We start from the raw sequence: 22,123 nt of genomic DNA on the forward strand, positions 1-22,123 counted from the left end.
TGTGGCGCAAGGCCCCGAGCGCGCGTCGTGGGGGTGCTGCTCCATTCGGCCGCCGCCGCTGTCGAGGTCAAGTGGCGAGCCGCCTTGGCGGCACCTAGCGTCACCCGGGCCGAGGGGCATTGCTCGCTTGTGCGGACGAAAGGTCCCCAGCTGCTTCTCGAGAATCCGGAGAACCATCATGCGCGTGATACGTGTCGCTTCCGCCGTCATGCTCGGTGCCGCCGCTTTCGGAGTCGCTGCTCCGGCGGCCCTTGCCGACGACGGGAGCCACAACATCACGTCCTTCGGCTTCACCGTCTCCCCGTCGACGGTGGCCCCCGGCGGCACGGTGACCCTGAACGCCACCGGGTGCGAGGTCCCGTCGGTGACCGTCAGCTCGGGCGTGTTCGACACCGTCACTCTTGAGGAGGGCCGCTCGGCCACCGCCCGCGTCGACGACGACGCCAAGCCCGGTGCCGAGTACGACGTGACCTTCGACTGCAAGGGGGAGAAGGGGACCGCGCCGCTGACCATTCGTGAGGGGGCGGCGCGCAACGACCACACGGGCCCGGTGATGCCCGGCAACGGCGTCCGGGCCGGAGCCGGTGGCAGCTTCTCCGGCATGAGCCCGGGTGAGATCGGTGCGGGAGCCGCCGTCGTCGCGGGCGCGCTGGGATTCGGTGCCTACAAGGTGCGCCGCCGCTCCGGCAGCAACGCCTGACCGGAAGAGCCTCGATGGACCGGGCCCTGTCGCAGGACCCGGTCCGTCGACCACAGGACCGAAAGCGGAGAAGACGTGCACAGAGCCGTGTGGCACGAGTGGATCGAACCCGCCGAACCCCCGGAAGCGGTACGGCCGGTACGGAAGGGCCTGCCCGGCCGCCGCGCCGCCGCGGACGGCCGGGACGGAAGCAAGAAGGACGGCGGCCTGCGAGTACCGGGCTGGGGCACCCTCGCCGTCGCCCTGCTGCTCGGTATGGCCCTGGTCCGGCAGGGCTTCGGCGACGACGGCCCCCCACAACCCGCGTCAGCCGCGGGCGACCGGTCCGGGGGCGCATCGGGTGCCGGCACCTGGCCGGACGGGCCGCCTCCCGACCCCCTCACCCGGTCCGTGCCCGAACGGATCACGATCCCCTTCCTCGACGTCGACGCCCCCGTCGGAAAGGTGGGCCTGGGCGCGGACGGCTGGATCGACGCACCGCCACTGGCGGACAACAACCTGGCGGCCTGGTACCACGGTTCCGTCACCCCCGGCGAGCGCGGTACCTCCGTACTCGTCGGCCATGTGGACAACAAGACCGGCCCTGCCGTCTTCTACGGCCTCGGCTCCCTGGACAAGGGGCGCCGCATCGAGATCACCCGCACCGACGGCACCACCGCCGTCTTCTCCGTCTACGCCGTAGAGCTCGTCAGCAAGGCCGCATTCCCGGCCGGCCGTGTCTACGCGAACGCCTCGGAACCGGAACTGCGCGTACTCACCTGCGGCGGCGGCTTCTCGCGGAAGTCGGGCTACGACGGCAACGTCGTGGCATACGCGCGTCTCACGTCCGTCCGCGCAGAGGGGTAGCCGGGATCGCCGGATTCCGGCCGGAAGACACGGCGGCGCCCCCATGGTGCGCGGCGGGCCGTGGCCCGGATACGACGGGCCGTGTCCGTTTCCTTCAAGAAACGCACGGAAACGACACGCTAGTCTCGCCGCCATGAAGAGCACCGGAAGCGAATCGCGCCACATCAGTGTCCACATCGCCAGCCCTGTCGAGACCGTCTATGCCTTCGCCTCCGATCCGGCCAACCTCCCCGCGTGGGCCCAGGGGCTGGGAGGCTCCATCGAGGAGATCGACGGCCAGTGGGTGGCGGAATCCTCACCCATGGGGCGGGTCGTCGTCGCCTTCACGCCTCACAACGAGTTGGGCGTCCTCGACCACGACGTGACGCTCGCTTCCGGGGACACGGTCCACAATCCGGTCCGCGTCATCGCGGACGGCACCGGGAGCGAGGTGGTGTTCACCCTCAGGCGGCAGCCGGGCATGAGCGACGCCGACCTCCGGCGCGACGCCGACATGGTCGCTGCGGACCTGGCGCGGCTCAAGGAGCTGACGGAGCCTGCGCGGAACGACCGCGACAGCTGACCGGCCCACGCCGCGCGACGTGCGCGGGAGGAGCCCGAGGCCCATGTGACGGGGAGACTCAGTCCCGTACGTCCGGCCACGGAGCGGTCGGGAGCGCCACGAGGTCGTACTGCGGGCACGGCGCCGTGATGCATTGCCTGGGTGCCGGGACGCAGACACGGCCCGGCGGCGCCACGACGGAACCACAAGGCCCCGCCTGCGACGGGGCGGAGCCTTCCACGGCATGCGCCGGGCCGGCCAGGACGAGAGGCAGGGCGGTCGACACGACCGCCAGAACGGAGCGCAGCAGGTTGTTCATCACGAATGACAGGCTTAGCCGCCGGTCAGCCCGGACGACAGCCCCAGCAGCCCAAGTCACCCGCCCGGGCGGACGATTTCCCCGCAGAGAGGACTCGCCGTCGTCGGCCGGTCCCGTTCCCCGACCCCTGTGCTCCCTTCTCACGCCGGCCCGCTGCGCACCGGGTTCAAACGGCTTGGAATCGAGCAGGTGTGGGATATGAGTTCACTCTCGCGCACCACCCCACCACCGTTCGAGCCACTGCACGGGCCGCGGAGCGGGAGGACAGCTGGAGAGTTCGCATCCGCCGGCATGCCCTCGTCCCGGTCACGATCGCCTCGATCACCTTTGCGGCAGCCGGATGCGGCGGCAGCCCGGACTCGGACGGACCGCACGCGGCCGCCGTTTCCACCCCGGCCACTTCCGTGCCCGGCACGGAAACCCCCTTGGCCGGGGGCTCCCCTTCCCCTGCCGCGGATGCGGGCACGCCCGAAACACCCGCTGACCCGGAACACGCCGACAGCGCTCCCACGGCCCCTTCACGTGCCCCGCGCTGCACGGCCGACAGCCTGACCATGCGACTGGCCCGTGCCGACGCCGGCGCGGGCCAGATCTACTACGGGCTCACCCTCGTGAACAGGTCCACCACGGCCTGCGCTCTGCGGGGCTTCCCGGGTGTCTCGATGATCAAGCGCGACGGCAGCCTGATCGGTGCGCCCGCCGAGCGTGAGGGCGCCATGGGAAAGCAGACGCTGATCGGCCCCGGCAAGACGGCGGAGGTCACCCTGCACACCCTGAACCAGGGCATCAACGGCCCGGGCTGCTGGAGCCGGCCCGACTACCTGCGGGTCTACCCGCCCGGGTCGAAGGACGCCCTGACTCTGCGGACCTCCCTGCTCCACGTCTGCGGCGACCGCTTCACCACCACAGCGGTGTCCGGCTGACAAGGCGTGAGCCGGACACCGGCACGCGGAGCTTCAGTGCGTGCGGAGCTTGAGAGCGTGCACCGACGCGTAGAAGGCGGCGACGTCGGCGGGCCGTACCAGGGAGCGCCCGGTGAGGCGGGAGACGCGGTCCAGGCGGTTGCGTACGGTGTTGCGGTGGCAGTACAGGGTCTCTGCGATCTCGGTGGTCGAACCGGTATCGGAATCCAGCCACGCGGTGAGCGTCTCCATCAGGTCCTTGCGGTCAGGCGCGGCCAGGACCGGGTCGAGGAGCGCTGCGGCCAGCCGTAGCGCCAGGTCGTGCCCGGCCGCGACCAGGGCCGCGGCCGGGTCGTGGTCGAGCGTGACCGCCCCGTGCGTGCCGGCGGGCAGGGAGGCCCGGGCCAGTGTGGCCAGGCGAAGCGCGTCGGCGCTCTCACGCAACCGCCCGTACGCAGGGCTGAGACCCGCGCGCCCCGTGACCGCGGCGCCGACCACCCCCAGCACGAGCGCGGGTCCCGGCACACGGGCCGATCCGGAGGCGAGGGCGGGGTCCGGCAGCGCGACGATGCCCGCCAGGCCGTCGGGGCGAGGGCGCCAGGCCGAGCGCAGGCCACTGCGCAGCAGTGCCTGTTCCATCGCGGTGACGTCGCTGTGCTCGGCGACGACGCAGACATAGGGACCCTGTTCGGGCAGCCCCAGGGAGGCGGCGGTGCCGCCGAGCATCGCCCAGTCGGCCGTCTTGCCGGTCAGGAGCGCGTCGAGCAGCAACAACCGTTGCAGCTCGTCCGCTCGCGCCAGGCCGACCAGTGTCTCCCGGTAGACGTCGTTGACCGTCTGCGAGGCGGCGTCCAACAGGGACCAGATCGACATGGAGGCCTGCGCGATGTCGTCCATCGTCGTGCCGGGCTGCTCCTTGGCACGTTCGATGAGGCTGTGAGCCAACAGGCGGTAGCCGATTCGGAAGGCATGCAGAACCGCATCGAGCGGAATGCCCTGCGTCGCCCGGCGCCGTACACACTGCTGGGTGGAGTCCGTGCGCATCGCGCGCCGGGCAGCCAAGCACGTCAGCTGCTCGTGCAGATTGCGCTCGTTGAAGTCACGGACATCGGCCTGGATCTCCTTGCTCGCCCGCGCGTACGAGCCGATCTCGGCAGTGATCGTACGGAACAGGTCGTCAGCGAGGGCGTCGACCCGCTCCAGCACCTCTGCCGCACACACCGACAACAGCGGAGGAACGATCAGACCGCCGTCTTCGTGCTGCTCTGGCATGCCGGTCAGCATACGGTTGACCGCCCCGGTCGCAATTGTGCGGTCGCACACGATGGATGCCGTACCCGAGGTCGTCCGCCCACAGCGACCCGCACCTGTTGTGCCTCAGCATTTCCTCACGAGTCGCTGAGGAGAACTGATGCTGAACCTGTCGTCCCTGCTGGAGCACAGCGCCCGGGAGCACCCCGAGCGGATCGCGCTGGTGCTCGGCGACACCCGCCTGACCTACGCCGAGCTGCTGGCACGATCCGAGGACATCGCCGGCGAGTTGAGGCGCTGGGGCGTCTGCAAGGGCGACACAGTGGCGTTGTCCTGCCCGAACGTGCCCGACTTTCCGGCCGCCTACTTCGCCATTCTCCGCGTCGGAGCGGTCGTGGTGCCGCTCAATGTGATGTTGCGTCCGCAAGAGGTCGCGTACCACCTCACCGACTCCGGCGCCAAGGCCCTCCTCTGCTTCGAGGGCACACCGCAACTGCCCCTGGGCGAGACGGGCAAGGCGGGTTTCGACCAGGCGCCCGCCTGCGAACACTTCCTCCTGCTGGACCGGATCGAACGCACGGGAGCCACGGGCGCCGCCGGACCCGCAGAGGCGGTGGCCACGGCGGCGGAGGACACCGCCGTGATCCTGTACACCAGCGGCACGACGGGACGGCCCAAGGGGGCCGAACTCACACACCGCAGCATGGCGATGAACGCCATGGTCGCCGACCGGCTGTTCACGGCGGCCGACGACGAGGTGATGCTCGCCTCCCTCCCGCTGTTCCACGCCTTCGGCCAGAGCGCGGTGATGAACATGGGCCTGCTCCGGGGGGCCACCCTCGTCCTGCAGCCACGTTTCGACGCGGACGAGGCCCTCCGGCTCATGCACCGCGAGGGGGTCACGTTCTTCGCGGGGGTCCCGACGATGTACTGGGCTCTGCTCGGCGCGCTCGCCACCACCGACGACAGGGAGGCGCCGACGCGGCTGCGCACCGCCGTCTCCGGTGGCGCAGCCCTGCCCGTGGAGGTGCTCCAACGGTTCGGGAAGGCTTTCGGCGTGGGAGTGCAGGAGGGGTACGGCCTGTCGGAGACCTCGCCCGTGGCCTGCTTCAACCCGCCGGGACTGCCGCCGAGGCCGGGGTCGATCGGCCGGCCGGTGTGGGGCGTACAGATGAAGCTCATCGATGACTCCTGGCAGGACGTCCCGGGAGACGGCCGGGGCGAGATCGCGATCCGCGGACACAACGTCATGAAGGGCTACTTCCAGCGGCCCGACGACACGGCCTCGGTGATGAGCGACGGCTGGTTCCGCACCGGAGACATCGCCCGGCGCGACGCGGACGGCTACTACTACATCGTGGACCGGGTCAAGGACCTGATCATCCGCGGCGGATTCAACATCTACCCGCGTGAGCTGGAAGAGGTACTGATCACGCATCCTGCCGTGAGCATGGCCGCTGTGGTGGGAGTACCCCACGCCACGCACGGGGAGGACGTCAAGGCGTTCGTCATTCCGGTGCCCGGTACAGAGTTGCGCGAGGCGGAACTGATCGACTGGTGCCGCGAGCGCATGGCGGCCTACAAATATCCGCGCAGCGTGGAGTTCCGTGACAGCCTGCCGCTGACGTCCACCGGCAAGATCCTCAAGCGCCGGCTGACGGCGGAGGCGGGCGGGGAACCGTGCTCCACCTGACCGGCCCGCCGTCTCGCGCGGCAGGCAGGAGGCGCGCTCCATCCGGCCGACGACCGTCGTACGCGGAAAGGCGGGGATGCGCGCTCCCCCGACCGGCCCCCGCGGTGCACGAAAGCCCGCCACGAACGCACCACGCGTCCGGCCACCCGCGGGACCACCACCGAGTACGCGGCTGTCGGCAGACCGCACGGATTCTGCCGTCACCGACAGCCGAGATGGTGCAGAGACGACGGGCCGTCGCTCCCCTGGATGCGCCATCGAGCACCGATGTGATCCCGAGAATCGCCCAGTTCGCCCTGACGTCAGGAGATGCCCGTGTCGTGGAGAAGGAAACCGCTCGTCCTGTTGGCCGCACTCGCCATGGTCCTGTCCCTGCCGGCCGGTGCGGGCGCGGCACCAGCGCCTACGGCGCCCGCCGCAAGTGACTTCGGTGCCCCCGGGCCCTACGCCACCGCTGTGGAAGTCGGCGCGATCACCACCCTGTACTACCCGCGTGACATCGCGAACAGTGACCGCCTCCACCCCGTGATCGTCTGGGGCAACGGGACCAACGGGATTCCCCTCGTCTACCGGGACCTGCTGCTCCACTGGGCCGGCCAGGGCTTCATCGTCGCCGCCGCGAACACCCCGCAGTCCAACCTCGGCATCTCCATGCGGGCGGGCATCGACATGCTCACCCGAAGGAACGCCGACTCGGACAGCATCTTCCACCACCGCGTGGACCTGGCACACATCGGGGCCTCGGGTCACTCGCAGGGCGGCGCTGCCGCCATCGTCGTCGGCGCGGACCCCCGCATCGACACCATCCTGCCGATCCAGCCGGGCCCACTGGCCGACATCGACGCCGTGCACGTCCCCGCACTTCTCCTGGCCGGTGAGAAGGACAGCATCGTCTTCCCCTTCCTGGTCAAGGCCTTCTACAACGCCGCCGACCACATCCCGGCCCTCTACGGCGAACTGCGCGGCGCCGACCACTTCACGATCGTCGGAGACCCCGGGCCGTTCGCGGCACCGACCACCGCGTGGTTCCGGGCCCAGCTCATGGGCGACCCGGCCGCCAGTGCCCAGTTCTTCGGCCCCGCGTGCGGCATCTGCATCGACTCCGCGACCTGGTCCGACGTCCGCCGCAACGACCTCGCTCTGAGCACCCCGGTGGCCGCCACGCCGTAACAGACGATGCCCCGCCGCCCGGCACCGCGATGCTTGTGGTGCCCGATCTCCCCGTACCGCCTTCCTCTGCGTTCTCGCGCGCCGGGGGAGGCGGGCACATCTTGTGAAAGGACGGACATGGACGCCATCGCGACCACCTCCCGAGGCCGGGTCCGGGGCCGCGTCCGGGACGGAATCGCCACCTTCCTCGGAATCCCCTACGCCGCCGCGCCGTTCGGCCCCCATCGCTTTCGTGCTCCCGCGCCCGTCGCGCCGTGGGAAGGGCTGCGCGACGCGCTGGACTACGGGCCGACGGCGCCGCAGCGCCCTTACCGGCCGCCGCTCGACCAGCTGATTCCCGACGTGGACATCCCGGGGGAGGAGTGCCTCAACCTCAACGTCTGGACCCCGGACACCGAGGGCAGGCCGCTGCCGGTGATGGTGTGGATCCACGGAGGATCCCTGCGCAACGGCTCCGGTGCCGTGCCCCTCTACGACGGCCGGGCCTTCGCGCGCGACGGCGTGGTCCTGGTCACCGTCAACTACCGGCTGGGGGTCGAGGGGTTCGGGGTGTTCCCCGACGCACCCGACAACCGGGGCCTGCTCGACCAGATCGCGGCGCTGACCTGGGTGAGGGAGAACATCGCGGCGTTCGGCGGGGACCCGGGGAGCGTCACGGTGTGCGGTGAGTCCGCCGGGGCCATCAGCATCGCCGCCCTGATGACCAGCCCGCGCGCGGCGGGCCTGTTCCACCGGGCGGTCCTGCAGAGCGGCCCGCCGCAGACGGTGTCACGCAACCGGGGCGCGAAGACCGTGGCTGCGATGGCGAAGGCGCTGCGGGTGCCCGCCACGGCGGAGGCGTTCGCGGCGGTGGACCGCGGGCTCCTCCTGGACGTACAGACCGCAGTCGTCGGCAAGGCCGACCCGATCAGTGGCGGCCCCGGATTCCACCTCGTGGTCGACGGCGACGTGATTCCGGCCGAACCGTCACAGCCCACGGTCGACCTGCTGATGGGCTCCAACCGGGAGGAGTACCGGTTGTGGTTCGTGCCCAGCGGGATGGTGGACCGCATCAGCGGTCTCTCGCTGCGACTGGCCCTGTTGAAGTTCCGGATCCCGGGGAGGGTCGCCCGGCTGTACAGGACGACCAGACCGGGCGCGAAGCCCGGGGTGATCCTCGGGGAGATGGCCACGGACCTGCTGCTGCGAGGACCGCTCAACCGGCTCGCCGACTCGCGGCCGGACCGGACGTTCCTGTACGAGTTCGCGTGGCGCTCGCCCGTTCTGGGCCTGGGCGCGTGCCATGCACTGGAGATCGGCTTCGTCTTCGACAACCTCCGCCACGGTGAAGAACTCACCGGCCCCGGTGCTCCTCAGCCGTTGGCCGACGTCATGCACCGGGCCTGGGTGGCATTCGCCTCCTCGGGGGACCCGGGCTGGTCCGCCTGGAACGAGAGCCGGCCGGTGATGGTCTTCGACCACCCGGACACGGGGGTGGCCCTCGCGCCGCGCCAGGAGGAACTGCAGCCCTGGCTCCGGCCGTAGGGCTCGCCGACGACTGCCCGGGCGGCCCCACGCACGGAACGCACCGCCACGGACGGCGGTGCGATTCCTTGCGCGGGGGCCTGCCCGCGAGACAGGGCCGGCGACGGGTGCCTGGGGTCACCGCGACTACGGCCGCATTGAAAGAATGCGCTTGCTCTCGCGGATCCAGTCGTGACAGGAGGGCTGCCGACAGCTCCGGCGCTCGCTGAACGTGCAACGCATTCACCTCTAAATGCAGCAATCGTAGGGCAGTTGGGCAGGCAGTTGAAGCGCTTCACCGCGTGGGTGCGTCCAGAGCCTTGCCAGCCCAGCGCGCGCGGTCCTATTCTCACGTGGAGAAAGCGCTTTCCATTTTGTGTGGACCCCGTTCCGGTGGTAGTGGAGTCACGGCCGTTGCCGCGACTCCATGAGTGAGCCGCCACCGATCCGGCATGGGGCCGCACCGCGGTGCCGACGTGTCATGGGGTCGCGAACCACGCCATGACGACGACGCATCGAGCCGTCCCACGCGGTTTCGGGGGCGGCGTCCTCCTGTGGCAAAGGCAGCGGTGACCCCGCCGCCGGTGCCGACGTACTTGCAGCTTCAGGCCGCAACGGCGCGGCCCGTCCGATCGCACCGAAGAAGAGCACGCGCAACCACGCCGATCGCGGCCTGTCCGGTGACCGCGGCAGCCGACCGGCCACTGGAATGACATGAGCATGCCATTTTTGCGCCCGGCCTTCGCAGACGAACAGGGAGATACCAGGATGAAAAGACGAGTCGCACTGCGCCTGTATGCGGCGCTGACCACGGCCGCCCTCGCCGCCGCGACCGGTGTCGTCGTGTCGATGCCCTCGGCATCGGCCGCGACGACCGGTGCCACCGGCTACGCAACGCAGAACGGCGGGACCACCGGTGGTGCGGGCGGACAGACGGTCCGGGCCACCACGGGCACCGCGATCCACCAGGCTCTGTGCAGCCGGGCCAGCAGCAGCACCCCTATCACCATCGAGGTCGAGGGGACGATCAACCACGCCAACACGGCCAAGGTGTCCGGCGACAGCTGCAACACCGCGGCCGGTGTGATCGAACTCAAGCAGATCAGCAACGTCACGATCGTCGGTGTCGGCAGCGGTGCCGTCTTCGATCAACTGGGCATCCACATACGCCAGTCCAGCAACATCATCATCCAGAACGTGACCGTCCGGAACGTCAAGAAGTCGGGCTCGCCCACGTCCAACGGTGGTGACGCCATCGGCATGGAGAGCGACGTCCGCAACGTCTGGGTCGACCACAGCAGCCTGGAAGCCTCGGGAGGGGAGTCGGAAGGCTTCGACGGCCTCTTCGACATGAAGGACAACACGCAGTACGTCACGCTCTCCTACAGCACCCTGCGCAACTCCGGCCGTGGCGGCCTCATCGGCTCGAGCGAGACCGAACTCTCCAACGGCTTCGTCACGTTCCACCACAACCTGTACGAGAACCTCGACTCCCGCACACCGCTGCTGCGCGGCGGCATCGCCCACATCTACAACAACTACTACGTGAAGCTCAATGAGTCCGGGATCAACTCCCGGGCGGGGGCCCGCGCGAAGGTGGACAACAACTACTTCAAGGACTCCAAGGACGTCCTGGGCACCTTCTACACCGACGCGGCCGGCTACTGGCAGGTCAGCGGCAACACGTTCGACAACGTGACGTGGTCCGCCCGCAGCAGCGAGAACAACCCCGCCGGGCCCGACCCGAAGTCCAACACCACCGTCAGCATCCCCTACGCCTACAGCCTCGACGCGGCCTCCTGCGTGCCGGGCATCGTGGCCCAGACCGCAGGCGCCAACAAGGGGCTGAAGGTGTCGGACGGCAACTGCTCGACGCAGACGCCGACCCCGGACCCGACCGACCCGACGCCCGACCCGACCGACCCCACGCCGGACCCGACCGACCCGACCGAGCCCACCGGGACCAACCTCAGCATCGGCGCGGGCGCCGACGGGTCCAGCAAGGCCGCCGGGACGAGCTACGGCAACGTGCGGGACGGTGACCTGAGCACCTACTGGTCGCCCGCCGGAGCCACCGGCTCGGTCTCGGTCAAGTGGGGCTCGGCGACCTCTGTTTCCTCCATCAACATCCGGGAGGCGTCCGGCTCCGCCGGCAGCATCGGGTCCTGGAAGGTGCTCAACGGGGACACCGGCGCGGTGCTGACCTCCGGTACCGGCGCCGGGGCCATCACGATCCCGCAGACCTCGCTGAGCAAGATCACTTTCCAGATCACCGGCTCGAGCGGCACCCCGAAGATCGCCGAGTTCGAGACCTACGCCGGGTAGCGGCGGTCTCGCGCTGTCCGTCCGGCTCCGGCGCCACCGGATCCGGACCGACAGTGAGCGACGTCGGAGCGCTGTCGGCATGACCGTCCCAGGGGCGGTCATGCCGCTGTGTCAGGGGCTGGTGAGGACGACGAGCCGCTGGGTCGCGCGGGTCATCGCGACATAGCGGTCGACCGCTCCTTCGATCCCCGTGCCGAATGCTTTCGGGTCGACGAGGACGACCAGGTCGAACTCGAGCCCCTTCGACAGCTCCGGGGTCAGGGAACGCACCCGGGGCCTCGCCCGGAACGTGGGGTCGCCGATGACGCAGGCGGTCCCTTCGGCATGTGCGGCGAGCCAGGTGTCGAGGACCGTGTAGAGGCGGTCGGCGGGTCCGTGGACCACGGGAATCCCACTGCTGCGGACGGAGGCCGGCACGTTGGCATCGGGGAGGGCGGCCCTGATGACCGGCTCGGCCTCCGACATGACCTCTTCCGGCGTGCGGTAGTTGATGCCCAGGGAGGCCTGGCTGATCCGGTCGAACCCGACCCGCTCCAGCCGTTCTTCCCAGGACTCCGTGAATCCGTTCCTGGCTTGTGCGCGATCCCCGACGATGGTGAAGCTCCGCGACGGGCAGCGGAGCAGCAGCATCTGCCATTCGGCATCGGTCAGTTCCTGGGCCTCGTCCACGACGATGTGTGCGAACGGCCCGGCGAGAGGGTCCGGCGCGCCGCCGGGCAGCGCGGATCCGTCGACCAGGGTGTCCTTGAGATCCTGGCCGTGCAGCATCGTGACCGCACCTTCGCCGTCGGCGTCGGCTTCGAGCAGGGAGTCGATGACGTGAGCCATGTGCTCACGCTCGGCTGCGACGGCGGTGGCGTGCCGCCGCCGTCGCAGCGATGTCTCCGGGTCGCCGAGCCGCCGGCGTGCCGCGTCCAGGAGCGGAAGGTCGGACACCGTCCAGGCCTGCGCGTCCGTGCGCTGCAGTCGCGACACGTCGTCGCGGCTCAGCCAGGGAGCGCAGGTGCGCAGGTAGGCGGGCACCGACCACAGGTCCCCGACGAGGTCGGCCGCTTCGATCAGCGGCCACGCACCGTCGAAGACGGCGAGCAACTCCCGGTTCCGCATGAGGGACTTACGGAGATGTTTTTCCGGTACGTCGCCGTCGTGCCTGTCCACCAGAATGGTGACGAGCTCCTCCAGGATCTGGTCACGCGCCTCGTTGTGCGGAGTTCCGGGCGCCGCCTCGAACGCCACTGCCCAGTCGTCCGCGCTCAGCCGGATGTCGGACCACTCGGTCGTGACCGTCATGCCCTTTGCGGGGGGCTCCTCGTAGAACCCGACGGCCGCCTCGATCGCCTTCACGAGATCCGCGGACGACTTGATACGGGCGACTTCCGGGTCGGCCTCGACCGCCGCCGCGGCCCCCTCGGTGACGAGGTCCCGCAAGGTGCAGGTCTGCACGCCCTCCTCGCCGAGGCTGGGCAGCACATCGGCCACGTAGCCCAGATAGGGCTCGTGCGGTCCGACGAACAGCACGCCGCCGCGGTGGTGGCCGAGGCGGGGATCGGAGTAGAGCAGGTACGCGGAACGGTGCAGCGCGACGACGGTCTTTCCGGTGCCCGGTCCGCCGTCGACGACGAGAGCGCCACGGGATCCCGCGCGGATGATGGCGTCCTGGTCGGCCTGGATGGTGCCGAGCACGTCGCGCATCCGTGCCGACCGGTTGCCACCCAGGGTGGCGATGAAAGCGGACTGGTCGTCGAGCGCCGCGTGCCCCGCGGCCCTGTCCGGGGTGAACACCTCGTCCCAGTAGTCACTGACCCGGCCGCGGGTCCAGCGGTACCTGCGGCGGCTCGCCAGACCCATCGGGTTGGCATGGGTGGCTCCGAAGAAGGGCTCGGCCGCAGGAGAGCGCCAGTCCAGCAGCAGTCGGCGGCCCGTGCTGTCCGTGAGGCCGAGCCGCCCGATGTACACGGGCTCGGGGCCGTCCGCGCCGGCCATGTGCCCGAGACACAGATCCAGGCCGAACCGGCGCAACGTACGCAGCCGGGCGGTCAGCCGGTGGATCTCGATGTCCCGGTCCATCGCCTGGCGGCCCATGCCGCCGGGCGACCTGCGCTCGGCATCGAGGCGCGCGGAGAGCTCGGCGATCGACTGCTCGAGGCACTCGGCGATGGCCGCGAAGTGTTTCTCGTCGCCGTCGATCAGCTCCGGCGCGGCCTTGGGGGCGAGACGGTCAGGAAGATCGAACGCGGTGGTGGTCAGGGGGGTCATGTCATCAGCTCCGATCCGAGGGCGAACTCGTGGATTCCGTCGGCGCGCACTCCCGCACCTCGTCGCACAACCCGTGAACCGGCAACAACCTACGCACGTGGTGAATCTCCCCGTCTTTGCGGCTTCTGGCCTCGACGAGCGATTCTGAGGTATGACCGGGGCCTTGCCGCAAGCCCCCCACTGCGCTATAAGTTAAGAGTGGCAAGAGGTGGGTTCTCCCTTTTGCTCTCGCCCCCACTGTGTTCCTGGCAGACAGGAACAGACGGACGGGCAGGGAAGTCGCGTTTCCCTTCCGCGGGACAGCTCTTACGACCTCGTGCACGACAAGGATCGCCGCAGGTCAGCGGCTCTCGTCATCGCGGCGCCCGAGCCTTTGACCTGCACGGATGCAGTGACGGCTCTCATCGTGCACGAGGTCGTCAGCATCGCGTCATGACCACGGCAGCCGTCACCATCGCACTTGCCTTCCTCGGTTTCGCAGCCTCGTACCTCAACGGTCTGCGCCTGTCGCAGCGCCAGGAACGGCTCGCGCGCACGAATCGCCAACTCAGCTACTTCTACGGCCCGTTGTATGCACTGACGGAGGCAGCCGCTTCGCGCGGGTCGAAGCCGGTCCGGGCCGCGAACGTGGCGCCCGTCCCGGGCGCGAGACCTGCGACGTCCACCGGCTCAGCGGTCCCGTCGACCACGACGACGTCGCGGGTCGGCCCGAGGCCGAGTCGCACGTGGCCGTCCGCCAGCAGGTTGCGACCGGTGAGGGAGGCGCGCGGTGTCGCGACGAGGAACACGGCTCCGTCCCGGAGATACGACAGAGGGACGAGGTGCACGCCGCCCGGCGAACCGGACGTCGCGACCCAGAGGTCGATCTCGCTCTCCAGCCGGGCCCGCGTGTCCCGCAGCCTCTCTTCACGTCCACGGGGTGGCGCGGCCGCCATGCTTCCTCCGGTCGTTGCTGCGCGGAGAACCCTTCTTCGGAGAGGGGCTCCTCGGTCATGGGCCGGGTCGCGCGGGGGCTTGACGCGCGGAGGCCCCGTTCCGCACCGACTCCGTTCACCTGCAGGACGGCTCCGGCTCGGCGGCCGGTACCCGCCCCCCGTCGGCCTGCCCGGCCGCCTGTTTCGGCACCCACGCTGTCGTACCCGCCACGCCGCTCCTTGTTCGGTGTCGGTAGACGTGCGGCGGCACCCCGACCAGTTCGGTGAAGCGCGTCCGGAAGATGCCCGGCGAAGCGCAGCCGACAAGGCGGCGCGTATCGGCCACGCCGAGGCCGCCGTGCCGCAGCAGGGCAGTGGCACGCTCGATGCGACGGCCCATCAGATACGTGTACGGCGAACTGCCGTACGCCAGCCGGAACTGGGCGCTGAGATGCCCTGCCGGCATGTTCGCGCCGCGGGCGAGCGCTTCGATGTTCAAGGGCTGCGCGTACTCCCGGTCGATCCGGTCGCGTACGCGACGCAGCCGGGCGAGGTCGTGCAGGCGCTGCGCCGCGATGCGGGCACGCCCCCACGCGGGTTGACACATGCGAACTCCGTTTCGTCAGCGTCCGAGCGTGTCCGGAGTGCGGCGGTTGCCGGTGCGGAGCCGACCGCCCTGCCGGACCGGCGGCGGACGGTCAGGGCAGTTCCTGGATGCGGACCAGGTTGCCTGCCGGGTCCCGGAAGGCGCAGTCGCGGATGCCGTACGGCTGCTCGGTCGGCTCCTGCACGACCTCGGCGTCGCTCGACCGCACCTTCTCGAACGTGGCGTCGAGGTCAGGGGTGGCCAGCAGGATCCACCCGTAGGTGCCCTTGGCCATCATCTCGGTGATGGTGCGGCGCTCGTCCTCGGTGATGCCGGGATCGACGGCCGGTGGCGCCAGCAGGATGGACGTGCTGGGCTGCCCGGCGGGGCCGACCGTGATCCAGCGCATCTTGCCCTGCCCGACGTCGCTGCGGACCTCGAAGCCGAGAACATCGCGGTAGAAGGCCACGGACGCATCCGGGTCGTCGTGCGGAAGGAAGCTCGTGTGAATGCTGATGTCCATGAAGATCATGCTAGGTCCGACCCCGTCGGCCGCGCTTCTCGATTCCTGATCGATCCCGTCGATTCGTTCCCGCGCGTCGGCCGGTGCGGCTACGCGTCACCAGCCGGTGCGGGCTTCTCGAGAAGGGTGAACGACTTGCGTGTGCCGTCCGGCTGCGGCTTGCCCTCCTTGTGCCCGACAACCCGGTACCCGGCGTCGAGGTAATACGTCGTCAGACGGGAGTTGCCGGCCAGGCAGTCCAGCCGTACCAAGGGCCGGCCCGCCTCGGCCACGCGGTGCTCCGCCGCACGCAGCACCTGCCTGCCCGCCCCGGGCGGGACCCGGCGGTGATCCACCATGAGCCGGTGCACATAGCCGGCCGGCGACGACTGTCGACCCCAGGCGTCCTCGTCCTGCCACCACAGCTCCCAGGCCCCGACGACGCGACCGGCCGTTTCCGCGAGCCACACCTCACCGGTCTCCATGACCCGGCGGAAGTGGTCACCGCTCAGCTCACCCGGTCGCCACTGGCCCGTGACACCCCGGGCGAGCATCCAGCGTGCGGCGTCGTCGCGCAGGCGCACGACAGAGGCGAGGTCGGCCTCATCGGCAGGACGGAAGTGCAGATCGCTCATTTCGCGATCCTCGCACGGGTGTTCCTGCCACCCGGCGGTCGTGTCACGCAGACGCGGGCCGGGCCGCCGGCTGAGCGCTGTGCGGTCCCGCACGCTGCCCTCCGGTCGTTCCGGAACTCCGCCGGGGGTCACGGGCGCCGCCCCCAGGCGGACACCATGGGGGCGGTGGCGAGGTCGAGGCGTCCGGTGGAGACGTTGGCCAGGTGGCGTTCGATCTCCTCGTCGGTGGCGAGTCCTTCCTCCACCAGAAGGCTCCGGATCTGCCGCACGGTCGCCGCCTCGAGGACGGAGCACGCCGGCGAGGTGATCGGGAAGTACGCGTCGGCCTGTACATCCTCCAGGCCGGCTTCGCGCAGCAGCCGGGGCAGGGTCCGTCCGTACGTGAGGTCCGCGCCACGAGCCGCCATCAACGCACGGAAGCCGGACCGCAGCCGGTTGGCCAGCCGTTGCTCGGGGCCGGACTCGTCGGGGCACAGCAGCGGCTGCAGGCCCGGGTCCGCATCCTCCAGGAGCAGTCGGCCGCCTGGCCGCAGCGCCCGGACCATACGGCGCAGCGCCTCGGCCCGGTCGGTGACGTGAACCAGGACCAGCCTCGCGTGGACGAGGTCGAAACCACCGGGTGGCGGCGGGTCGGCCGCCACGTCGTGGCGCACCACCTCGATCACGTCGCCGGGGACGCCCCGTGTCCACGACACGTCGATGTCGGTGGCGACCACGGCTCCCGTCGGGCCGACCCGCTCGGCCAGCCCCAGGGGTACGGAGAGAGAGCCGGCGCCGACCTCCCAGCACCTCATGCCTGTCGTGATTCCGAGTTCGTCGACATGCCGGAACGTCACCGGATCGAAGAGCTCGCTGAGGGCCCCGAAGCGGACTCCCGCCTCCGGCCGGCGATTGTCCAGGAGGTAGCCGCGCTCCGTGTCGTGTTCAGCCATGGCGCGATCTTGTCAGAGGCCGCGGACGGGCCACCCGGCCTGCGCCGGGAGCCCGCCCGGCCGGGTGGCCCGTGGCCGGTTCCGTAGAAGGCCCTGGGCCGGCCGCCGCCGTGATGCGGGCGGCTCCTCGTCAGTCCAGCCGGGTCAGATCCGGCCGCAGTCGCTGCCAGACCGGATGGCGCAGCCGGCCGCCCCTGGTCCACTCGGTCGCGGTGACCTCCGCGACCAGTCGCGGCTCCACCCAGTGCGCGCCCGCCACGTCGGCCGGGTCGTCGAAGGGGGACGTCGATCGCGCAAGGACCTCGAAGTACGCCGCGAGTTCGCCCTGTTCACGCTCGGACATGCCCGACCCCACCGATCCCGCGTACCGCAGACCGGAGGGCCCGGTCACGCCGACCAGCACCGCTCCCGGGACACCCTTGGCGGCGCCCCGTCGCTGGGTCCAGCCACCGATGACCACGTCCAGGGTCTCTACCCGCTTGGTCTTGCGCCAGTGGGCCGATCGGGTGCCGGGCACGTACGGCGAGGAGAGCCTCTTGGCGACCACACCCTCCAGACCTTCACGGACCACGGCGTCCCACACCTGTGAGCCGCGTCCGTGCACGTGGGACGGTGCCGACCAGTGCGCCCCGGCCAGCCCCAGGGCGGACAGGATCTCGCGGCGCTCCGCGTACGTGACGCCGAGCAGACGACGGCCGTCGAGGTACATGACGTCGAAGATCATCAGGTGCGCCGGGCAGTCCAGTGCCAGGCGGCCGGCGCGCCGCGCGTCCACCACGCCCATCCGGCTCTGGAGCCGGCCGAAGTCGGACCGTCCGGAATCGTCGAGGGCCACGAGTTCACCGTCCAGGACCACACCGCGTCCGCGCAGCTCGCTGCCCAGCGCCTGCAGTTCCGGATACGTCACCGTGATGTCGTTACCGGCCCGCGAGGCCAGTCGGACCGCTCCGTCGCCCGTCGAGCTCAGGATGCAGCGGACACCGTCCCACTTGGTCTCGAATGCCCAGTCCGCGTCGGGCACGGGGAGCGGGCCCGGTACCGCCAGCATCGGTGCGATCGACGGGGGTGACCGGAGGGTGCCGGGATGAATCGGAGCCATAGCCCGATGATCGAACCTCCGGAGGACCTGCGCAGAGCGGGGCGGATGGATGCCCACGAGCCCGCCGCGAAGGTACGGCGCTGAGCATCGCAGACAGCGGTGGGCGGTGGATGCCGGTGTGAGGACCGTTGACAAATGCGGAGCCTGCTAGAAACCTGTCACCGCAACGCTGCAAAAAATGAATCAGATCGCTCAAAAAGCGAAGCAATATGCGTGAGTTTCCGGCGGGTGGTCTGCTTTCCCTCCTGCCGGCGTCCCCGATCGCCCCCATCGGTGTACCGGCAGCCCGCACCCGGCCTTCCCCGACCTCCTGACGCCGTGCGCGTCGCGCGGCGGCGGTGCTCCACGCGTGCTGCCGGCCCGTGGCCCCACGGAACAGAGGACAGCATGAGATGGAAGCAATTCGGCCGACGGCTGGCCGCCGGCGCGGTGACCGCCGCGCTGATGGCCGTCGGGCTCCTGCCTGCCGCCGCCTCGGCAGCCGTACAGGACCTCGACCTCGCCCTCGGCAAGCCCGTGACGACCAGCGGGGCGCACGGCGCCTACCCGGCGTCCAACGTCGCCGACGGCAGCCAGCAGACGTACTGGGAGAGCCCCGCCGCCTTCCCGCAGTGGGTCCGGATCGATCTCGGCAACCGGTTCGACGTCGACCAGGTGGTGCTCAAGCTTCCGGCAACCTGGGAGGCCCGGACCCAGACCATCGCCATCCAGGGCAGTACGGACGGCACCACCTTCAGCACCCTGTCCGCCTCCGCCGCCCGGGAGTTCAGTCCGGCGACGGGCAACACCGTGACCCTCGGATTCACCGCAGAGGAGGCGCGGTACATCCGTGTGCAGGTGACCGCCAACAGCGGCTGGAACGCCGCACAGCTCTCCCAGGTCGAGGTCCGCGGCGACGAAACCGGTGACCCCGGCCCGCCGCCCGCCGCCGGGTCCAACCTGGCGTTGAACAAGCCGATCCAGGCGTCGTCGTCCGTACAGACCTACGTGGCCTCGCACGCCAACGACGGCGAGGTCGGTACGTACTGGGAATCCGCCGGATACCCCTCCGCGCTGACGGTGAAGCTCGGCGCCGACGCCGACCTCGAGGCCGTCGTAGTCAGGCTCTCCCCGGACCTCGCCTGGGCAACCCGTACGCAGTGCATCGAGGTACTCGGCCGCGCCCAGTCCGGCACGGGCTTCACCCCGCTGAAGAGCCGGGCCGACCACGTCTTCGACCCCGCCGGTAACGAGAACACGGTGACCATCCCGGTCACCGGGCGGTACGCCGACGTGCAGCTGAAGTTCTACTCCAACACGGGTGCTCCCGGCGCCCAGGTAGCCGAGATCCAGGTCGTCGGCACCGCCGCCCCCAACCCGGACCTGATCGTGTCCGAACTGACCTGGTCACCCGCATCGCCGTCCGAGAAGGACGACGTCACGGTGAACGCCACCGTGCGCAACACGGGTACAGCGGCTGCCGCGGCGACGACCGTCGACGTCAGCGTGGAGGGCGTGGTCGCCGGCAGCGCGCCGGTGGGCGGTCTCGCCGCCGGAGCCTCGGCAGTCGTGCGGATCGGGGTGGGCAAGCGGCCGATGGGCGCCTACAGCGTCTCGGCGGTGGTCGACCCGACCGACACGATCGTCGAGCAGGACAACAGCAACAACAGCCGGACCGCCGCCACGAAGCTCGAGATCGGGCAGAGCCCGGGCCCCGACCTGGAGGTGCTCGGCATCACGTCCAGCCCGTCGAACCCCGCGGTGGGCGCCGCAGTCACCTTCTCCGTGTCCGTGCACAACCGCGGCACCACGGGGGTTGCCGCTTCCACCGTCACGCGTCTCCTCGCGGAGAACACCACGTTGAGCGGCGCCACGGGCGCGATCCCCTCCCACGGCACGGTCACAGTGGCCATGAGCGGGACCTGGACCGCGAAGAGCGGGGGCGCCGCTCTGACCGCCACGGCCGACGCCACCGGCGTCGTCGCCGAGACCGACGAGAACAACAACGTCTTCTCACGCACCATCGTCGTCGGCCGCGGGGCCGCGGTCCCGTACACCGAGTACGAGGCGGAATCGGGCGACTACCGGGGCACGCTGCTGACATCCGATCAGGAGCGCACCTTCGGGCACACCAACTTCGCCACCGAATCCTCGGGGCGCAAGTCCGTGCGGCTCGACTCCAGCGGCGAGTTCGTCGAGATCACCTCGACCGTGCCGTCGAACTCCATCGTGGTCCGCAACTCCATACCCGACGCCCCGGGAGGCGGCGGGAGGGAGGCCACGATCAGCCTGTACGCCGACGACACCTTCGTACGGAAACTGACTCTCTCCTCCAAGCACAGCTGGCTCTACGGTGACACGGACAGCCCCGAGGGGCTGACGAACACCCCGCAGGCGGACGCCCGCAGACTCTTCGACGAGTCGAACGCGCTGCTCGGGCAGACCTACCCCGCCGGGACGAAGTTCCGTCTCCAGCGCGATGCGGGAGACGCGGCAGCGTTCTACATCATCGACCTCGTCGACCTGGAGCAGGTGGCTCCGGCCATCGCCCAGCCGGCCGGATGCACCTCGATCACCGCCTACGGAGCCGTCCCGAACGACGGCATCGACGACACGGACGCCATCCAGCGGGCGGTGACCGCAGACCAGAACGGTGACATCGGCTGCGTGTGGATTCCGCCGGGGCAATGGCGTCAGGAGCAGAAGATCCTGACCGACGACCCACTGAACCGGGGCCAGTACAACCAGGTCGGCATCAGCGATGTCACGATCCGCGGCGCAGGCATGTGGCACTCCCAGCTCTACACGCTCACCGCACCCCAGGACGCGGGCGGCATCAACCACCCGCACGAGGGGAACTTCGGCTTCGACATCGACGACAACACGAAGATCTCCGACCTGGCGATCTTCGGCTCCGGCACCATCCGGGGCGGAGACGGGAACGCGGAGGGCGGAGTGGGCCTGAACGGGCGCTTCGGCCAGGACACCGAGATCACCAACGTGTGGCTGGAACACGCCAACGTGGGCGTGTGGGTCGGCCGGGACTACAGCAACATCCCCGAACTCTGGGGGCCTGGTGACGACCTCCGGTTCACCGGCATGCGGATCCGCAACACCTATGCGGACGGGATCAACTTCGCCAACGGGACCCGCAATTCGACTGTGTTCAATTCCTCCTTCAGGAACACCGGTGACGACTCGCTGGCCGTGTGGTCGAGCAAGTACGTCAAGGACCCGTCGGTGGACATCGGCCACGACAACCACTTCCGCAACAACACGATCCAGTTGCCCTGGAGGGCCAACGGCATCGCGATCTACGGTGGTTACGGCAACACGATCGAGAACAACATCATCTCCGACACGATGAACTACCCCGGCATCATGCTGGCCACGGACCACGATCCGCTGCCGTTCTCCGGGGAGACACTGATCGCCAACAACGCGCTGCACCGCACGGGCGGTGCGTTCTGGGGCGAGGCCCAGGAGTTCGGTGCCATCACCCTGTTCGCGGCCGGGCAGAACATCCCGGGCGTCACCATCCGCGACACCGACATCCATGACTCCACCTACGACGGGATCCAGTTCAAGTCCGGCGGCGGATCCGTGCCGGGAGCGCAGATCAGCGACGTCCGCATCGAGAACTCCGTCAACGGATCCGGAATCCTGGCCCACGGCGGTGCGCGCGGCAGCGCGACGCTGACAGATGTGACCATCACCGGTTCTGCCGACGGTGACGTGGTGATCGAACCCGGATCGCAGTTCGTCATCAACGGCAGTGCGGGGAAGGAGGCGAGCCGGAGGTAGCTGCGGCCACCGGTGCCGGGATGCCCCGGCACCGGCCGCCCCCCCGCCCCCCCCCACCGGGCCCGCACCCCCCGGGGTCGGTCCCGGCCACGCCCGGGGTGGCCTCGCGCGGGCTTGCGAAGGCGCATACGCGGTCATTGCTGCCCCGCCCCATCGACAGGGCAGC

17 protein-coding genes are annotated in these 22,123 nt (G+C 70.0%); 9 read left to right on the forward strand and 8 right to left on the reverse strand.

What is annotated here, in order from left to right:
• Nucleotides 1-178: 178 nt before the first annotated feature.
• The 4 genes from ABZ434_RS19410 to ABZ434_RS19425 all read left to right on the forward strand — a co-directional run bounded on the left by ABZ434_RS19410 (nt 179) and on the right by ABZ434_RS19425 (nt 3,329).
• Entirely contained in the window at nt 179-700 is a 522-nt protein-coding gene (locus tag ABZ434_RS19410) for a hypothetical protein (protein WP_359137941.1), read from the forward strand.
• 207 nt (nt 701-907) lie between these two features.
• Nucleotides 908-1,546 (forward strand): class F sortase, encoded by a 639-nt coding sequence (locus ABZ434_RS19415; RefSeq protein ID WP_359137990.1) that lies wholly within the window; start codon nt 908-910, stop codon nt 1,544-1,546.
• Nucleotides 1,547-1,679: 133 nt separating this feature from the next.
• Complete coding sequence (locus tag ABZ434_RS19420; protein WP_359137945.1) at nt 1,680-2,108, forward strand: SRPBCC family protein; 429 nt, start codon at nt 1,680-1,682, stop codon at nt 2,106-2,108.
• Between the two features lie 303 nt (nt 2,109-2,411).
• Complete coding sequence (locus ABZ434_RS19425) at nt 2,412-3,329, forward strand: DUF4232 domain-containing protein (RefSeq protein ID WP_359137948.1); 918 nt, start codon at nt 2,412-2,414, stop codon at nt 3,327-3,329.
• A 33-nt stretch (nt 3,330-3,362) separates the two neighbouring features.
• Here ABZ434_RS19425 and ABZ434_RS19430 read toward each other — a convergent pair whose 3' ends face one another.
• On the reverse strand, nt 3,363-4,580 hold the full coding sequence (locus ABZ434_RS19430) for a helix-turn-helix domain-containing protein (RefSeq protein ID WP_359137950.1): 1,218 nt from the start codon (nt 4,578-4,580) through the stop codon (nt 3,363-3,365).
• A 139-nt stretch (nt 4,581-4,719) separates the two neighbouring features.
• Between ABZ434_RS19430 and ABZ434_RS19435 the strand changes: the two genes are divergently transcribed.
• From ABZ434_RS19435 to ABZ434_RS19450, 4 genes are all read left to right on the forward strand, one after another.
• A complete protein-coding gene (locus ABZ434_RS19435) occupies nt 4,720-6,252 on the forward strand; it encodes a long-chain fatty acid--CoA ligase (protein ID WP_359137953.1) in 1,533 nt (510 codons plus the stop codon).
• 315 nt (nt 6,253-6,567) lie between these two features.
• Nucleotides 6,568-7,422 (forward strand): acetylxylan esterase, encoded by an 855-nt coding sequence (locus ABZ434_RS19440; protein ID WP_359137956.1) that lies wholly within the window; start codon nt 6,568-6,570, stop codon nt 7,420-7,422.
• Between the two features lie 117 nt (nt 7,423-7,539).
• Nucleotides 7,540-8,946, forward strand: a complete 1,407-nt coding sequence (locus ABZ434_RS19445; protein ID WP_359137959.1) for a carboxylesterase family protein — start codon at nt 7,540-7,542, stop codon at nt 8,944-8,946.
• A 747-nt stretch (nt 8,947-9,693) separates the two neighbouring features.
• Nucleotides 9,694-11,250 carry a pectate lyase gene (locus ABZ434_RS19450; protein ID WP_359137962.1) on the forward strand — a complete coding sequence of 519 codons (1,557 nt, stop codon included), beginning with the start codon at nt 9,694-9,696 and terminating at the stop codon, nt 11,248-11,250.
• A gap of 111 nt (nt 11,251-11,361) precedes the next feature.
• Here the strand turns inward: ABZ434_RS19450 and helR are convergent, their stop codons facing one another.
• The 7 genes from helR to ligD form a co-directional block, all read right to left on the reverse strand.
• A complete protein-coding gene (gene helR / locus ABZ434_RS19455; protein WP_359137965.1) occupies nt 11,362-13,506 on the reverse strand; it encodes an RNA polymerase recycling motor ATPase HelR in 2,145 nt (714 codons plus the stop codon).
• 557 nt (nt 13,507-14,063) lie between these two features.
• Nucleotides 14,064-14,441, reverse strand: a complete 378-nt coding sequence (locus ABZ434_RS19460; protein ID WP_359137967.1) for a pyridoxamine 5'-phosphate oxidase family protein — start codon at nt 14,439-14,441, stop codon at nt 14,064-14,066.
• Between the two features lie 115 nt (nt 14,442-14,556).
• Nucleotides 14,557-15,027: an AraC family transcriptional regulator gene (locus ABZ434_RS19465; protein ID WP_359137970.1), complete on the reverse strand. Its 471-nt coding sequence runs from the start codon at nt 15,025-15,027 to the stop codon at nt 14,557-14,559.
• 91 nt (nt 15,028-15,118) lie between these two features.
• Complete coding sequence (locus ABZ434_RS19470; RefSeq protein WP_359137973.1) at nt 15,119-15,529, reverse strand: VOC family protein; 411 nt, start codon at nt 15,527-15,529, stop codon at nt 15,119-15,121.
• 89 nt (nt 15,530-15,618) lie between these two features.
• Nucleotides 15,619-16,143, reverse strand: coding sequence for a GNAT family N-acetyltransferase (locus ABZ434_RS19475; RefSeq protein WP_359137975.1), 525 nt, complete (start codon nt 16,141-16,143; stop codon nt 15,619-15,621).
• 128 nt (nt 16,144-16,271) lie between these two features.
• The gene (locus ABZ434_RS19480) at nt 16,272-17,075 is read right to left on the reverse strand and encodes a methyltransferase domain-containing protein (protein ID WP_359137978.1); all 804 of its coding nucleotides are present in this window, start codon (nt 17,073-17,075) and stop codon (nt 16,272-16,274) included.
• Between the two features lie 130 nt (nt 17,076-17,205).
• Nucleotides 17,206-18,174: a non-homologous end-joining DNA ligase gene (ligD, locus tag ABZ434_RS19485; RefSeq protein ID WP_359137981.1), complete on the reverse strand. Its 969-nt coding sequence runs from the start codon at nt 18,172-18,174 to the stop codon at nt 17,206-17,208.
• Between the two features lie 387 nt (nt 18,175-18,561).
• On the opposite strand from ligD, the gene ABZ434_RS19490 reads away from it, so the two are divergent.
• The gene (locus ABZ434_RS19490; RefSeq protein WP_359137984.1) at nt 18,562-21,957 is read left to right on the forward strand and encodes a CARDB domain-containing protein; all 3,396 of its coding nucleotides are present in this window, start codon (nt 18,562-18,564) and stop codon (nt 21,955-21,957) included.
• Nucleotides 21,958-22,123: the final 166 nt, after the last annotated feature.

It is taken from the genome of Streptomyces sp. NPDC005761, assembly GCF_040630635.1.
Taxonomy (GTDB): Bacteria; Actinomycetota; Actinomycetes; order Streptomycetales; family Streptomycetaceae; genus Streptomyces.

Bases quoted from the DNA above. Each gene is read 5' to 3' on its own strand.
- ABZ434_RS19425 (WP_359137948.1), top strand. From the start codon at position 2,412: ATGACAGGCTTAGCCGCCGGTCAGCCCGGACGACAGCCCCAGCAGCCC.
- ABZ434_RS19435 (WP_359137953.1), top strand. From the start codon at position 4,720: ATGCTGAACCTGTCGTCCCTGCTGGAGCACAGCGCCCGGGAGCACCCC.
- ABZ434_RS19490 (WP_359137984.1), top strand. From the start codon at position 18,562: ATGAGATGGAAGCAATTCGGCCGACGGCTGGCCGCCGGCGCGGTGACC.
- ABZ434_RS19410 (WP_359137941.1), top strand. From the start codon at position 179: ATGCGCGTGATACGTGTCGCTTCCGCCGTCATGCTCGGTGCCGCCGCT.
- ABZ434_RS19470 (WP_359137973.1), bottom strand. From the start codon at position 15,529: ATGGACATCAGCATTCACACGAGCTTCCTTCCGCACGACGACCCGGAT.
- ABZ434_RS19460 (WP_359137967.1), bottom strand. From the start codon at position 14,441: ATGGCGGCCGCGCCACCCCGTGGACGTGAAGAGAGGCTGCGGGACACG.
- ABZ434_RS19430 (WP_359137950.1), bottom strand. From the start codon at position 4,580: ATGCCAGAGCAGCACGAAGACGGCGGTCTGATCGTTCCTCCGCTGTTG.
- helR (WP_359137965.1), bottom strand. From the start codon at position 13,506: ATGACCCCCCTGACCACCACCGCGTTCGATCTTCCTGACCGTCTCGCC.
- ABZ434_RS19420 (WP_359137945.1), top strand. From the start codon at position 1,680: ATGAAGAGCACCGGAAGCGAATCGCGCCACATCAGTGTCCACATCGCC.
- ABZ434_RS19450 (WP_359137962.1), top strand. From the start codon at position 9,694: ATGAAAAGACGAGTCGCACTGCGCCTGTATGCGGCGCTGACCACGGCC.
- ABZ434_RS19465 (WP_359137970.1), bottom strand. From the start codon at position 15,027: ATGTGTCAACCCGCGTGGGGGCGTGCCCGCATCGCGGCGCAGCGCCTG.
- ABZ434_RS19445 (WP_359137959.1), top strand. From the start codon at position 7,540: ATGGACGCCATCGCGACCACCTCCCGAGGCCGGGTCCGGGGCCGCGTC.
- ligD (WP_359137981.1), bottom strand. From the start codon at position 18,174: ATGGCTCCGATTCATCCCGGCACCCTCCGGTCACCCCCGTCGATCGCA.
- ABZ434_RS19475 (WP_359137975.1), bottom strand. From the start codon at position 16,143: ATGAGCGATCTGCACTTCCGTCCTGCCGATGAGGCCGACCTCGCCTCT.
- ABZ434_RS19480 (WP_359137978.1), bottom strand. From the start codon at position 17,075: ATGGCTGAACACGACACGGAGCGCGGCTACCTCCTGGACAATCGCCGG.